The sequence below is a fragment of the Oceanospirillum multiglobuliferum genome (assembly GCF_900167095.1).
In the GTDB taxonomy this organism is placed as follows: Bacteria; Pseudomonadota; Gammaproteobacteria; order Pseudomonadales; family Halomonadaceae; genus Oceanospirillum; species Oceanospirillum multiglobuliferum.
The window spans coordinates 37715-50749 of sequence record NZ_FUXG01000005.1 but is presented as its reverse complement, the minus strand read 5'-3'; the positions used below and the strand labels follow the sequence as shown (position 1 = coordinate 50749).

Annotated in this window: 13 protein-coding genes; 3 read left to right on the top strand and 10 right to left on the bottom strand. The window is 45.5% G+C overall.

Features of this window, described 5'->3' with window-relative positions; all coding sequences use genetic code 11:
* Nucleotides 1-3: 3 nt before the first annotated feature.
* The 8 genes from B5D26_RS05010 to B5D26_RS04975 all read right to left on the bottom strand — a co-directional run bounded on the left by B5D26_RS05010 (nucleotide 4) and on the right by B5D26_RS04975 (nucleotide 7926).
* Nucleotides 4-855, bottom strand: a complete 852-nt coding sequence (locus B5D26_RS05010; protein WP_078744635.1) for a septal ring lytic transglycosylase RlpA family protein — start codon at nucleotides 853-855, stop codon at nucleotides 4-6.
* Nucleotides 852-1913: a lytic murein transglycosylase B gene (mltB, locus tag B5D26_RS05005; RefSeq protein WP_200810618.1), complete on the bottom strand. Its 1062-nt coding sequence runs from the start codon at nucleotides 1911-1913 to the stop codon at nucleotides 852-854. The genes B5D26_RS05010 and mltB overlap by 4 nt, the downstream gene beginning before the upstream one ends.
* Before the next feature lie 113 nt (nucleotides 1914-2026).
* Nucleotides 2027-3169 carry a rod shape-determining protein RodA gene (gene rodA / locus B5D26_RS05000; protein WP_078744634.1) on the bottom strand — a complete coding sequence of 381 codons (1143 nt, stop codon included), beginning with the start codon at nucleotides 3167-3169 and terminating at the stop codon, nucleotides 2027-2029.
* Nucleotides 3166-5043, bottom strand: coding sequence for a penicillin-binding protein 2 (gene mrdA / locus B5D26_RS04995; protein WP_078744633.1), 1878 nt, complete (start codon nucleotides 5041-5043; stop codon nucleotides 3166-3168). The genes rodA and mrdA overlap by 4 nt, the downstream gene beginning before the upstream one ends.
* Before the next feature lie 34 nt (nucleotides 5044-5077).
* On the bottom strand, nucleotides 5078-5545 hold the full coding sequence (rlmH, locus tag B5D26_RS04990) for a 23S rRNA (pseudouridine(1915)-N(3))-methyltransferase RlmH (RefSeq protein WP_078744632.1): 468 nt from the start codon (nucleotides 5543-5545) through the stop codon (nucleotides 5078-5080).
* Entirely contained in the window at nucleotides 5542-5901 is a 360-nt protein-coding gene (gene rsfS, locus B5D26_RS04985) for a ribosome silencing factor (RefSeq protein ID WP_078744631.1), read from the bottom strand. The genes rlmH and rsfS overlap by 4 nt, the downstream gene beginning before the upstream one ends.
* Before the next feature lie 122 nt (nucleotides 5902-6023).
* Nucleotides 6024-6692, bottom strand: coding sequence for a nicotinate-nucleotide adenylyltransferase (nadD, locus tag B5D26_RS04980; protein WP_159445598.1), 669 nt, complete (start codon nucleotides 6690-6692; stop codon nucleotides 6024-6026).
* A complete protein-coding gene (locus B5D26_RS04975) occupies nucleotides 6670-7926 on the bottom strand; it encodes a glutamate-5-semialdehyde dehydrogenase (RefSeq protein WP_078744629.1) in 1257 nt (418 codons plus the stop codon). Before B5D26_RS04975 ends, nadD begins: the two co-directional genes overlap by 23 nt.
* A 144-nt stretch (nucleotides 7927-8070) precedes the next feature.
* On the opposite strand from B5D26_RS04975, the gene B5D26_RS04970 reads away from it, so the two are divergent.
* Genes B5D26_RS04970 through B5D26_RS04960 form a run of 3 tightly spaced genes read left to right on the top strand, consistent with a single transcriptional unit; the run spans nucleotide 8071 to nucleotide 10838 of the window.
* Complete coding sequence (locus B5D26_RS04970; protein WP_078744628.1) at nucleotides 8071-9030, top strand: hypothetical protein; 960 nt, start codon at nucleotides 8071-8073, stop codon at nucleotides 9028-9030.
* Entirely contained in the window at nucleotides 9023-9982 is a 960-nt protein-coding gene (locus B5D26_RS04965) for a GGDEF domain-containing protein (RefSeq protein ID WP_159445597.1), read from the top strand. Before B5D26_RS04970 ends, B5D26_RS04965 begins: the two co-directional genes overlap by 8 nt.
* Before the next feature lies 1 nt (nucleotide 9983).
* The gene (locus B5D26_RS04960) at nucleotides 9984-10838 is read left to right on the top strand and encodes a DMT family transporter (protein WP_200810617.1); all 855 of its coding nucleotides are present in this window, start codon (nucleotides 9984-9986) and stop codon (nucleotides 10836-10838) included.
* Between the two features lie 34 nt (nucleotides 10839-10872).
* Here the strand turns inward: B5D26_RS04960 and B5D26_RS04955 are convergent, their stop codons facing one another.
* Nucleotides 10873-11508: a flavin prenyltransferase UbiX gene (locus tag B5D26_RS04955; RefSeq protein WP_078744626.1), complete on the bottom strand. Its 636-nt coding sequence runs from the start codon at nucleotides 11506-11508 to the stop codon at nucleotides 10873-10875.
* A gap of 7 nt (nucleotides 11509-11515) precedes the next feature.
* The gene (gene mpl / locus B5D26_RS04950) at nucleotides 11516-12907 is read right to left on the bottom strand and encodes a UDP-N-acetylmuramate:L-alanyl-gamma-D-glutamyl-meso-diaminopimelate ligase (protein ID WP_078744625.1); all 1392 of its coding nucleotides are present in this window, start codon (nucleotides 12905-12907) and stop codon (nucleotides 11516-11518) included.
* Nucleotides 12908-13035 lie beyond the last annotated feature (128 nt).

Here is a 13035-nt window from a genome sequence, read left to right as displayed (position 1 = left end):
GGCCTACTTGACTTGCGTCATTGGCAATATAATCGGGTGGCCGTAACCACTGTTTGCAAGATCGTTAATTAACTTCTGCAATGAAGTTCTTGACCAAACTGGGCCTATTTGTACTTTATGCAAGAGATTACTGCGCACCGTTTCGCTCACAATTGTAATAGGGAGCTTGGTCTTCATTGTCAGATCTGATTTGACACGCTCTGCAGATGCTCGTTGACTTAACGCAATAACTTGTACGCGCACAGGTGGCGTTAATTTATTGACCTGATCGCTCATTCCACCTTTCCATGTGGAAGGGTCAATGACCTCTATTTTAACCCTTGCCGTCCCCTTGGTGGTGACATCTAAACGCACTGCCGCAGCGTAGGATAGGTCAATGATACGATCAGCATGGAAGGGACCACGGTCATTGATCCTAACCAAAATTTTCCGACCATTTTCTAAGTTGGTAACTTCGGCATAACTGGGAAGCGGTAAACTTTTATGCGCAGCACTCAGCTGATACATATCGTAGACTTCGCCATTTGCAGTTTTGTAGCCATGGAACTTTTTACCATACCAAGAGGCAATGCCCTCTGCGACATAGCCCTTTGCTGTAGGTAAAACATAGTAGCGTTTTCCCCACACCTCATAAGGCGACTTATTACCTCCTGCACTGGGTGGTTCATAAATCGGGTTTAACGCTTTAATTTTACTTTCGTCAAAATGCTCATCAGGCCCAGTATCATGGGTCAGTTCATAGCGTGACGTAGAAGTAGGTGCACTGCTACAACCTGCTAACAACGCTATCAACATTAGCGCAAACCATTGCCGGAATGCAGAGCCTGATTTCAAGGCTATATATTTTTTGCTCATCGCTTCAGATCTGCCTTACGGATCTCCTGGCTTAACTGATATACCGCCATGGCATAAAGCTTACTGTGGTTATAACGAGTAATCACATAAAAGTTCTTAAGCCCTAGCCAATACTCTGTGCCTCGAACACCCTCAAGCTGCATTGCAGTGGCCTTGCCATTAGCATCAATATCAGCATTTTTGTTTCGCGCGGTAAAACCAAGAGCAGCCAAATCTGCAACACTTAACTCAGGCTTGAGGCTTTGATTTAGTACAGACTGGAATGCATCACCCTCTGTTGAGGCCTCCAGTACCACTTCAGCACCCGTTTCCCAGCCGTGCTGACGGAAGTAATTGGCAACACTGCCGATGACGTCTGCAGGGTTCTGCCAAATATTACGCTGATGGTCGCCGTCAAAATCAACCGCATAAGCACGATAGCTGCTCGGAATAAATTGAGGGAAACCCATAGCACCAGCATAAGAACCTTTTAAACTAAGAGGATCAATCCCCTCCTCTTTGGCCAGTAATAAATACTCTTTTAACTGACCTCGAAAAAATTCGGCTCTAGGCGGATAGTCGAATGCCAAAGTGCTCAGTGCATCCATCACACGATATTTTCCAGTCATACGACCATAGAAAGTTTCCACCCCAATAATGGCTGTGATGACCTCTTTAGGTATGCCGTATACCATTTCGGCACGTTCTAATAGCGCTCGATGCTGACGTAAAAAGGTTACCCCTTGATCAATCCTAGGCTTAGTAATAAAAATCTTACGGTAATCTTTCCATTCTAATGTGCGCTCAGCAGGGCGCGAGATCGCATCTAAAATACTTTGTTTACGTTCAACTTTTTGAAACAACGCTTCCAATGGTTCTGGATCAAAGTCATGGTCTTTGACCATTTCGGCAATAAAGTCTTTGATTTGAACTTTACGCTCATAGTTAGACTGAGCCTGCGGCTCTGTCGGCTCGCTTGTATTGGCTGTTGCACAGCCCATAGGTAACAGAGCTGCTAATAAAAGGGCTGGCTTAGCCCAGCTTTTTACTAGTGTTTTAATCTTTAAATTCAAAAACATAACCTGCTTACCTAACTATTTTACTCAATTTTTAACTGATTTGAGGCCAGCTTGCTCGATAAAAGAGTGCAGACTCTATCAAACAAGAAAATGAAAAACATTATTATTTAACATTATTTTGCGACCAACTTACGATGGGTATGAATTGACATCAGTATTCCAAACCCCGTTAACAGCGTTACACTGGATGTTCCGCCAAAACTAACCAGTGGCAATGGTACGCCCACCACTGGCAGTAAACCGCTAACCATTCCAATGTTTACAAATACATAAACAAAGAAAGTAAGCGTAATGCTACCTGCCACCAAGCGCCCATAAGAGTCTTGGGCATTAAGTGCGATAAACAGCCCCCGTGCAATGATCAGCATATAAAGAAAGAGAATGGCGCAAACACCTACCATGCCAAACTCTTCAGCCAATACTGCAATAATAAAGTCTGTGTGGCGCTCTGGTAAAAACTCCAACTGAGACTGAGTACCTTCTAGCCAGCCTTTACCATAAAGCCCACCTGAGCCGATGGCTGTTTTAGACTGAATAATATTCCAGCCAGACCCTAAAGGGTCGCTTTCTGGATTTAAAAAGGTCAGTACTCTCTGACGTTGGTAGTCATGCATGACATACCAAAGCGCAGGTAAAGCCGCGATGCCTAGCGCAACAAAGCCACCTATTAACTTCCAGCTTAAACCTGCTAGCAACACGACAAAAACTGCAGCGGCAGCAACCAATAACGAGGTGCCCAGATCAGGCTGCTTAGCAATCAATAATACGGGAATCGCTATAATGACAGCAGAAATAAACAAATGTTTCATGCTAGGGGGTAATGGTCGATTGGCTAAATACCATGCGACCATCATTGGCATAGCCAGCTTCATAATCTCAGAAGGCTGAAAACGAAAAAAGCCCAGTGATAACCAGCGTTGGGCACCCTTTGCACCTACGCCAAAAAGTAAAACGCCAATCAATAGCAGTGCACCAGCACCGTAAAAAACGGGAGACCAGTACTGCAAGTGCCTAGGTTCGACCTGAGCGACCCCAGCCATAACCAATAACGCGAATAAAAAGCGCATACCTTGTCTTTGCACATCATGCAAGCTTTCCCCTGATGCACTATACAGCACCAATAGGCCGCAGCTGATTAAGATAAATAGACATATCATAAGCCAGAAATCTAAATGGATACGCTCCATCCATCCTACAGGACGGCGGAAAGCTTGAGTTGCACCGGGTAGTTGATGTAAAAAATCACGGGTACTCATGGGCGCAGTTCCTGATCAAAAATTTCTTGCTTTATCTTTGCAGAGTGCAAGTACTCATCAAATACCATCTGTGCAATAGGCGCGGCTGTAGCACTGCCACTACCTGCGTTTTCAACCACTACTGCTAGCGCTATTTTAGGATTATAAGCAGGTGCAAAGCCTGCGAACATGGCGTGATCTCTGTGCCGCTCTGCAAGTTTACTTTCATCATAAACTTCGTCTTGCTTGATACTTTTTACCTGTGCAGTACCAGTTTTACCTGCAATCAAATACTCAATTCGATCCCCAAGCTTATGGGCTGTGCCTCGGTCGCTGTGTACAACTGCAACCATAGCGTCAATTACTTGATCCCAGTAGCGAGGATCTTTAAGTTCTATATCTGCTGGTGTATCAGGTAGCTGTACAGGAATTTCTTCACCACCAATACTTTTAACTAAACGAGGCTTTATCCACTTTCCTCGGTTGGCCAAAACTGCCATTGCTGTAGCGACCTGCAAAGGCGTTGCTTGCCAATACCCCTGTCCAATGCCAACACTTAAGGTTTCCCCTGGGAACCAAGACGTTTTACGATGTATTTTCTTCCACTCTCTGCTAGGCATAAGGCCACGACTGGCCTGAGGAAGGTCTTCCGCTGTATTTAAACCAAACCCAAAGCGCTGCATAAAAGGATTAATGCGATCAATACCTAGATTGAAAGCAAGACTGTAGAAGTAGGTATCATTAGATACAACAATGGCACGCTTTAGATTCACAGCCCCGTGCCCAGTTCGCTTCCAATTTCGATACAGTCGATCATCATTTGGTAGCTGATACCAGCCCGGATCATTAATGGTCGTGTTTTTATTGATCACGCCTTCATTTAATCCGGCTAATCCCATAAAGGATTTAATTGTAGAAGCAGGAGGATAGTTACCACGAATACTCCTATCAAACATAGGCAGATCACGAGAGGTAATCAGCTGTCGGTAAGTTTTACTATCAATACCTGAAACGAAGAGGTTAGGGTCAAAGCTTGGGGTGCTGACCATCGCTAAAATACCGCCAGACTGAGGGTCAATAGCAACAATGGCTCCCCTAAATCCAGTTAAAGCTCTAAGTGCGGCCTGCTGTAAGTTTGCATCAATGTGCAGCTGTAGTTTTTTACCCGGTGATGGAAGATCCTCATCGAGGACTTGTAATACTCGCCCTCGGGCGTTGGTTTCAACTGTTTGTACGCCCACGCTGCCATGTAAAGCTTGTTCGTATTGTTTCTCTATCCCACTTTTACCAATGTAGTAGGTGCCTGCATACTCTGAGGCATCAAGGTTGTCTAAATCTTTCTCACTGATACGAGAAACATAACCCAAGACATGGGCCAGCATAGACCCGTAGGGATAATGACGGATTAATTGAGCCTCAATTTCAACACCAGGCAAACGATAACGATTGACGGATATAGCGGCAATCTGAGGCTCAGTTAACTGGCTAAGTAATAGTGCGGACTGGAATGGACGACGACGACTGTAAACCTGCTTAGTAATCTCTTCCTTACCGGTTTCATCCAGCTTTAATATTTCAGCTAAAGTATCAACTACCTCAGGGATATCTTTTGCCCGCTCGCGCACAAAAGTAAGGTTATAACTGGGTAGATTTTCAGCCAGAATACGACCTTCCCGATCATAAATTAAACCACGGGTCGGCGGCATGGCGCGTATGTGCATACGGTTTTTGTCAGAGCGAGTGCTGTACACCTCATACTGATAAACCTGTAGATAAAACATGCGAGCTATCAGCACTAAAACCAGTAGCACCAATAATGCAAAGGCAACATAAACCCGCTCTTTGAATAAGCGGTATTCAAGATCCAAATTCTTGAAGGTGCGTTTTTCCGACATCCGGCCGTTACCGTTTTAACCTACAGGGGATTATTCATCGGTGATAGGGGTGGCCTTGTAAGAGGCTCCAAGCACGATAAATTTGCTCTGACAAAATAATACGTACCATAGGATGTGGTAGCGTTAAGGGGGACAATGACCATTGTTGGTTTGCCCTTTGTTTACACTCAGGGGCTAATCCTTCTGGCCCTCCAACTAAGAGAGCGACATCCTGCCCTGACATTTTCCAACGCTCGGCTTCGTCAGCTAAATTCTCAGTAGACCAAGGCTTACCTAATACTTCAAGCGCGACAACGTGATCTGACGGATGGATTTTAGCCATCATCAAATCACCCTCTTTACGAATCGCACGCTCAATATCTGCGTTTTTACCCCGGTTGCCCGGGGGGATCTCCACCAGCTCAAGGGAAAACTCCCTTGGCAGGCGCTTTGCGTATTCTTGATAACCCTGTTCAACCCAGCTGGGCATTTTAGTGCCCACGGCAATCAGTTTTATCTTCAAGAAGCAGTCTCCGCCTCTGACGCTGTTTCATCCGGTAGGTCGCCCCACAGACGCTCTAGGTCGTAATGTTGGCGTGTTGCTGGTTGCATAACGTGAACCACAACATCGCCCAGGTCTACCAAAACCCATTCGCTACCAGACTTGCCTTCAACACCTAAAGGACGGCAGCCATTTTCTTTAACTTTTACAACCACATTCTCAGCTAGTGACGCTACGTGACGGGTTGATGTCCCGCTGGCGATGATCATGAAGTCAGTCACACTGGTGCTGCCTTTAACATCTAGCACGACAATGTCATTGCCTTTCATTTCTTCCAGCGAGTCAATAACCAGCTGTTTGAGTTGTTCAGTTTGCATAGGACCTCATTCTTTAACGGAGTCACCCGATTTTTTTCGACAAGGGCTAATTGTCTTATAAGTTAGAGCAGCTTTGTAGCCTTATGTTCAAAAATGCTGCAATTAAGACACTTTAAAGTGAATTAACCGTAAAGTTGCTGCTGCTGAATGTAGTTTAATACAGCATCAGGCAACAAGTAGCGCACAGAACAACCTTGCTGTAGCTGATCTCTAATAAAAGTTGCTGATATTTCTAATTGCGAAGGTAGTTGTAACGCATAAATTTTTCCGCAATCTGCTTTTTCTAACTCAGCACAATCTGCTCGGTTTGCCTGCCATAACTTTTGCTCTGGCGTATTTTCGCCCAATGTGAAGCCTGGGCGGGTTAAAATAATTAAATTGGCGAGCTGTAGAATCTCTTGCCAGCGATGCCATCGAGTAAAAGAGGCGAAAGAATCCACCCCCAATACCCAAAACAACGTCACACTGTCGCCCAACTCTGCCTTTAAGCTTTGCAAGCTATAAACAGAGTAAGAAGGCTGATCAAGGCGAATTTCACGATCGTCAATATAAAGAGAGGGCTCGTCCGCTACCGCAAGTCGCAGCATTTGAAGTCGCTGCTCAGCTTGTGTTCGAGGCACCCCTCTATGCGTAGGCTGATGACAAGGTAATAAACGCAGCTGATCAAGGTTAAGCAGTTGCTTCAGCTCAAGTGCAGAACGTAGATGGCCGTGATGAACAGGGTCAAATGTCCCCCCCATCACTGCCACCAATTTACGTTTTTTCAGACTATTGGCGGATATGTCCGTCACCAAACACCACATATTTCTGTGAAGTTAAACCTTCCAAGCCCACAGGGCCGCGCGCATGGATTTTATCAGTTGAGATACCAATTTCAGCACCCAAGCCATACTCAAAACCATCCGCAAAGCGAGTGGATGCATTGACCATTACAGAGCTTGAATCGACTTCTGCAAGAAAGCGGCGTGCCAAGGCATAGCTTTCAGTAATAATCGCATCGGTATGGTGTGAGCCATATTGGTTGATATGCTCAATGGCTTCATCTATATCCGCTACAACTTTGATCGACAGAATAGGCGCTAAATACTCGGTGCTCCAGTCGGTCTCTGTAGCGGCAATCGCTTGAGGCAGAATCTGGCAGGTTTTCTCACACCCTCTTAGCTCTACACCCTTTTCAGCATAAGCTTCAGCTAAACGAGGCAAAACCTGTGTCGCCACCGACTCGGCAACCAGTAAAGTTTCCATTGTGTTGCAGGTGCCATAACGATGCGTCTTAGCATTCACTGCAATACTAACCGCTTTGTCTAGATCAGCCTGAGAATCAATATAAACATGACAGATGCCATCTAAGTGCTTGATCACAGGCACCGTGGCTTCTTTACTGATGCGCTCGATTAAACCTTTGCCCCCACGCGGCACAATCACATCCACATATTCAGGCATAGTGATCAGCTCACCCACTGCTGCTCTATCTGTGGTATTGATCACCTGTACCGCTGTTTCAGGCAAGCCTGCCGCTTTCAAGCCTTGCGCCAAACAATCTGCAATCGCACGGTTAGAATGAATGGCTTCTGAACCACCTCGTAAAATTACAGCATTACCTGATTTCAAGCACAGGCTAGCGGCCTCAACAGTAACGTTTGGGCGTGACTCATAAATAATACCGATAACACCAAGCGGCACGCGCATCTTACCTAGCTGAATACCGCTAGGACGGTAGTTCATGTCGGTAATTTCACCAACAGGGTCGGCTAGTGCAGCAACCTGACGCAAGCCTTCAACCATAGTGTCAATAACTTTAGGGGTTAAGGCTAATCGATCCAATAAAGCGGGATCTAGGCCGTTGGCTTGGCCTTGTTCAAGATCAATTTGGTTCGCTGCCATAAGCGTTGGGCGGGCAGCTTCTAACGCTTCAGCAGTGGCTAACAGAGCACTGTTTTTAACGCCAGTATTGGCTCTAGCAACTGCTCTAGAAGCAGCGCGAGCATTTTGACCTAGCGCTTGCATATATTCGCTGATATTCATTGGTCTAAACCTTTGGTACCTTTGTGTTTTACCACTTTTTATTGAGGGCCTTGATTCAGTGTCTTATGGCTGGTGTTATAATCTCGACACTTTGATCTAACTCTCATTTGAGTCTCACCCTACGGAACTGGCAACTATACGCTAATGGACACTAAGTACAAAGCACGGCTGCACGCCCTTTATTTCATATTTGCGGGCATTGGAACATTGATCTTGGGTGGTGTGAATTATTTACATCAGTCACATTTAAGTGCTTGGCTATTAGATATAGGCGGTTTTTTGCTGCTATCTTGTGGCGTTTATAATTTTTGGCGGATTTACCAGCCCTCACGCATTATACCATTTTTAATTTTGCTATTTTTCGGAGGGCTAAGTATAGCAGGGCAGTGGCAGCCTACTATATTGGCTGCTAATTGGGCTTATTTGTTGCCGCTTTATCTATTTAGCTTACTGGCGTTTCAGTCGGCACTGACTCTGATTATGCTCTACGCGGTGATTTTCACACTGTCAACCACAGTGCAATTAGATGGCATTGAGCGATTACAGGTGTTGTTCTTGTTTTGGTCTGCCACCACAATCGCCTGTGTGTTGATATTTACAAGTAGAGAGCGTCAGCACCATTTGCAAAAGTTGGTCAGTATAGATGCAGAAAGCGGCGCTTATAATGAACAGCAGCTTATTGACGACCTACCAAGAGAGCTTGCACGGGCTGACCGCGAAAACACTAGCCTGACCATATTGTGTGTACAATCTAGAAATAGCGCCACACCAATTTCACTACAAAAAATCAATAAAAAGCTTAAAGCTCAACTACGTCCATTTGACCGTGTTTATCGCTATCAAAATCAGCTTGTTGCACTTCTACCTAGTGCCCATCATGCAGATAACTTAAAGCTTTGCGAAAAGTTTCAAATAAGCCTAGATAAAAGCATCGCTTTGGCCGCTGTTATTCCAAACGAGCACGATAATGAACAGGATATTTTACGAAAGACAACGCTTGCAATGCAGAAGGCGAGAGGGCAAGAGACTAATACGCCTTTGTGTTTAATCAGCGACTTTGATACCTATCTAGACGAGGCCGATGATGGTGAAGAGTATGTTTGAGCTACCAGCACAGGTTTCATTATTACGCACTAAAGTATCTGCAACACTGTACTTGGCTTTAGCTGTAGTGCTGGCTGTTACTGCTTGGTATCACTATGTACTAGGGCATTATGAGCAAATACTATGGCCTGCTTTTGCCAGCCCTATTGTACTGGTTGTCGCTGTTTTAGCTTTTTTTCAATCTGAAGAAAATGGTCATTTAAGCGCATACACCGTATTAGTTGTACTGGCGGCAGTGTTGCTCAGCTCGACACCTATTATTAACCCGCTTTATCGTCAGTGGCTTTATATGATGCCCGTGCTGGCCTACTTTATATTACCCGTTAAGTCGGCAAGCTTTGTATTGGCTTTGCTGCTAATACTATTACTGCTGCGTATAGACATAGACAGCACCGTTGTCTTGCTTGATTTTCTAGTTAACTTTGCCCTTTTCTCTGGTATTAGCCTTATTTTTGCCTACGCCCAAGAGCGTCAAACTCGCACTCTAGAGCAACTCAGTGGCAAAGATAGCCTGACCAGCACCTTCACGGCCAGCCATTTAACTCAACGGCTAGAAGCAGAGGTTGCCCGAGCACAAGCAACAACACGACCTTTATCCGTGTTGCAAATTAGCTTAAGGGAACTAGACGAATACAGCAGTCAAAATGGCGAGGGGCACGCTCGAAAATTACTGATTAAACTGAGCGAAACTATTCGACAAGTTTGTCGTACAGGGGATGAGCTATACCGAATTGAAGACGCTTGTTTTTTGGTACTGCTGCCCAATACCTCTATCAATGGCGGCATAGTATTAAAAGAGCGCATGACGCAGCATATTTATGAACACACGGACCTTGAGAATAGCTTGATTAATATTCATCTGAACCCTGTAACCTTGTTAGAGGATGAAAGCGTAGAACGCTTTTTAGCCCGCGCCTCTCAGCGACAAGAAGACAATATACAAGGATTATAATTTGAGCGACCATCTAAAGGGTCTATTGAGTCTACATGCGGGCTTGCTGCTGTTTGGCGGTACTGCACTATTTTCACAAACAATTGCTCTAAACGCTCTGGATATGACCACCTGGCGTTGCCTAGTTGCAGCGGTTCTATTACTAGGCTGGTTAAAAATCCGTAACCAACCCGTTGTTTTCACTAATCATCGCTACTGGTTAGGCATGTTTGGTTTATCTGTATTGATGGGGCTGCACTGGATTACCTATTTTCATGCAATGCAAGTGGCAGGTGTAGCGGTGGGCATGTTGTCACTTTTTACCTTTCCGGTTATCACGGTTCTGCTAGAACCTCTGTTTGATAAAACTCGCTTACGGTTAGGGGATTTAGGCGCGGCGCTACTCGTAATATTGGGGGTTGTGTTAATGACCCCTGCGCTTGACAGTGAAAACCCCATCAGTGTTGGGATTTTTTGGGGCGTTGTTTCTGCATTTTTATTCACGCTGCGCAATTTGATTCAAAAACGCTACTTCAGCCACTACAGCCCTTTGTTAACTATGGGGTGGCAAACATTGTTTGTAATGCTGATGTTACTGCCCTTTACTTCAGAGGCTGTAGCAGAGTTAGGTTATGAGCAGTGGTTACAGATTTTGCTGTTGGGCACTGTTTTTACTGCTGCGCCTCACACCTTACTGGCCAATAGTCTGCGTTACTTAAAAGCAGCCTCTATTAGCCTTATCTCCTGTTTACAGCCTGTTTACGGCGTAGTGCTGGCTTTTTTGCTACTAGGAGATCAACCTGCGTTGATGACATTACTGGGAGGCACTTTGATTTTAGCGGCGGCAATTAAAGAGACGTTAAAAAAACGGTGTTAACGCTTTAGGCCATAACACCGTCTATAGCAACTGTTTAAACAGCTTCTCCCCAGCGTGGCATTAAGCTTTGATCAAAGCCAAGCTGATCTAATATTCTGGCAACGATAAAGTCCACCATATCGTTAACTGTTTTGGGGTTATGGTAAAAGCCTGGGCTGGCTGGCATCACCAAGGCACCCATACGGGTTAGCGTTAGCATGTGCTGTAAGTGAACCTCATGATAGGGCGCTTCGCGGTGTACTAATATCAACTGCCTACGCTCTTTTAATGCAACATCTGCCGCCCGTTCAATCAAATTATTACTGGCCGCAGTGGCAATGGCTGACAAAGTCCCTGTTGAGCAGGGACATATCACCATTTTATGAGGCGCTCCTGACCCTGAGGCAACTGGCGACATCCAATTTTCTCGGCCATACACTTTGATCTGCTCAGAGCTGGCATTAAAGCGTTGGCATAAAACCTCTTGCAAGCGCTGGCTGTCAGACGGCCACTTCTCCTCAGTTTCTGTGGCGATAACCACTTGGGCAGCCTTAGAGACCAACACAGAAACTTCACAACCTAAAGTAATCAAACACTCGATCAAACGAATGCCATATTGCACGCCAGAGGCTCCAGTTAAAGCAACGGTCACACGCTCTCTTTTTACATCAAGACTAGGGGTTCTCGACATGGTTCTTCTACACCTGATTGGCAATGGACAGTGCATTGAGTAACTTATTATGAATTCCAGCAAAGCCACCGTTACTCATAATAACAATACGATCATTTTTCTGGCTTTGGGCTACAAGCTGGGCGACTAACCTATCAATATCTGACAGCACCTGTGCTGGTACGATTGAGTCTGCCAACACTTGCTCTAAATTCCAGTTTAAGCCTTCTGGCTGATACCAGAAGACTTGATCCGCATGTTGAGTACATTGCGCCAACTGGTTTTGCAGAGTACCTAAACGCATCGTATTAGAGCGTGGTTCAATAACCGCGATGATGCGTCCTGCTTTGTCCTTGTCTTGCTGTAACTCTAGCTGACGACGTGCACCTTCAAGCGTAGTATTAATGGCCGTAGGATGATGAGCAAAATCATCATAGACTCGAACACCGTTAACCTCTCCGCGTAGCTCCATACGACGTTTTACATTTTGAAACTGAGCCAAGGCTTGTGCTGATATTTCTGGCATAACCCCTACATGGCGTGCCGCTGCGATAGCCGCTAATGCATTGGCTACATTGTGTTGCCCTGATAAGGGCCATTGAACAATGCCAACCTGCTTGCCTTGATACAACACTTTAAACTCACTGCCGTCAGCTTTTAGCAACACCGAATCCCAATCAGCTGTCTCCTGATTACTGCTTAGGCTTTGACACTGAGTCCAGCAGCCTTGAGCCAGAACTTGCTTAAGGCTGTCACTCTCTTGATAAATAACAGCACCATCACTGGGTACAATACGCACTAAATGATGGAATTGACGCTGAATAGCCGCCAAATCTGGGAAAATATCCGCATGATCAAACTCTAGATTGTTCATGATCAGTGTTCTAGGGCGGTAGTGTACAAACTTAGAGCGTTTATCAAAGAAGGCACTATCATACTCATCGGCCTCAATCACAAAGAAAGGGGTTTCTCCTAACCGAGCAGATAAACCAAAGTTCTCTGGTATGCCGCCCACCAGAAAACCCGGAGCCATATTGGCGTACTCTAAAATCCAAGCCAACATACTGGTTGTGGTTGTTTTGCCATGAGTGCCAGAGACCGCTAGCACCCAGCGGCCTTGTAAAACATGCTCTGCCAGCCACTGCGGGCCAGAGGTATAAGGAATCCCTTTGTTAAGCACATACTCAACCGCTGGATTACCACGGCTCATCGCATTGCCAATAATGACTAAATCAGGGGCTGGCTCTAATTGAATCGGGTCAAAACCTTGGGTGATCTCAATGCCCTGCTCCTCTAGCTGAGTGCTCATAGGCGGGTAAACATTTGCATCGCATCCCGTTACTTTATGCCCAAGCTCACGGGCTAGTAGGGCCAAACTGCCCATGAACGTACCGCAAATACCCAAAATATGCAGATGCATTTGAACTCTCCCGCCAGATAATTAAGCAAAACAGGCGGCAGATTAGCACGGGTGCTAAATTCTCCCAAATTGCTTTGAAAACAGAGCGCTCGTTTTGAATTGATCATGGCTAGATATGGCGAGGTCTT

Excerpts from the sequence above, each read along its gene's own strand:
- B5D26_RS04970 (WP_078744628.1), top strand. The coding sequence starts at position 8,071 with ATGGACACTAAGTACAAAGCACGGCTGCACGCCCTTTATTTCATATTT.
- mltB (WP_200810618.1), bottom strand. The coding sequence starts at position 1,913 with ATGTTTTTGAATTTAAAGATTAAAACACTAGTAAAAAGCTGGGCTAAG.
- B5D26_RS04975 (WP_078744629.1), bottom strand. The coding sequence starts at position 7,926 with ATGAATATCAGCGAATATATGCAAGCGCTAGGTCAAAATGCTCGCGCT.
- B5D26_RS04965 (WP_159445597.1), top strand. The coding sequence starts at position 9,023 with ATGTTTGAGCTACCAGCACAGGTTTCATTATTACGCACTAAAGTATCT.
- mpl (WP_078744625.1), bottom strand. The coding sequence starts at position 12,907 with ATGCATCTGCATATTTTGGGTATTTGCGGTACGTTCATGGGCAGTTTG.
- rsfS (WP_078744631.1), bottom strand. The coding sequence starts at position 5,901 with ATGCAAACTGAACAACTCAAACAGCTGGTTATTGACTCGCTGGAAGAA.
- B5D26_RS05010 (WP_078744635.1), bottom strand. The coding sequence starts at position 855 with ATGAGCAAAAAATATATAGCCTTGAAATCAGGCTCTGCATTCCGGCAA.
- B5D26_RS04955 (WP_078744626.1), bottom strand. The coding sequence starts at position 11,508 with ATGTCGAGAACCCCTAGTCTTGATGTAAAAAGAGAGCGTGTGACCGTT.
- mrdA (WP_078744633.1), bottom strand. The coding sequence starts at position 5,043 with ATGTCGGAAAAACGCACCTTCAAGAATTTGGATCTTGAATACCGCTTA.
- rodA (WP_078744634.1), bottom strand. The coding sequence starts at position 3,169 with ATGAGTACCCGTGATTTTTTACATCAACTACCCGGTGCAACTCAAGCT.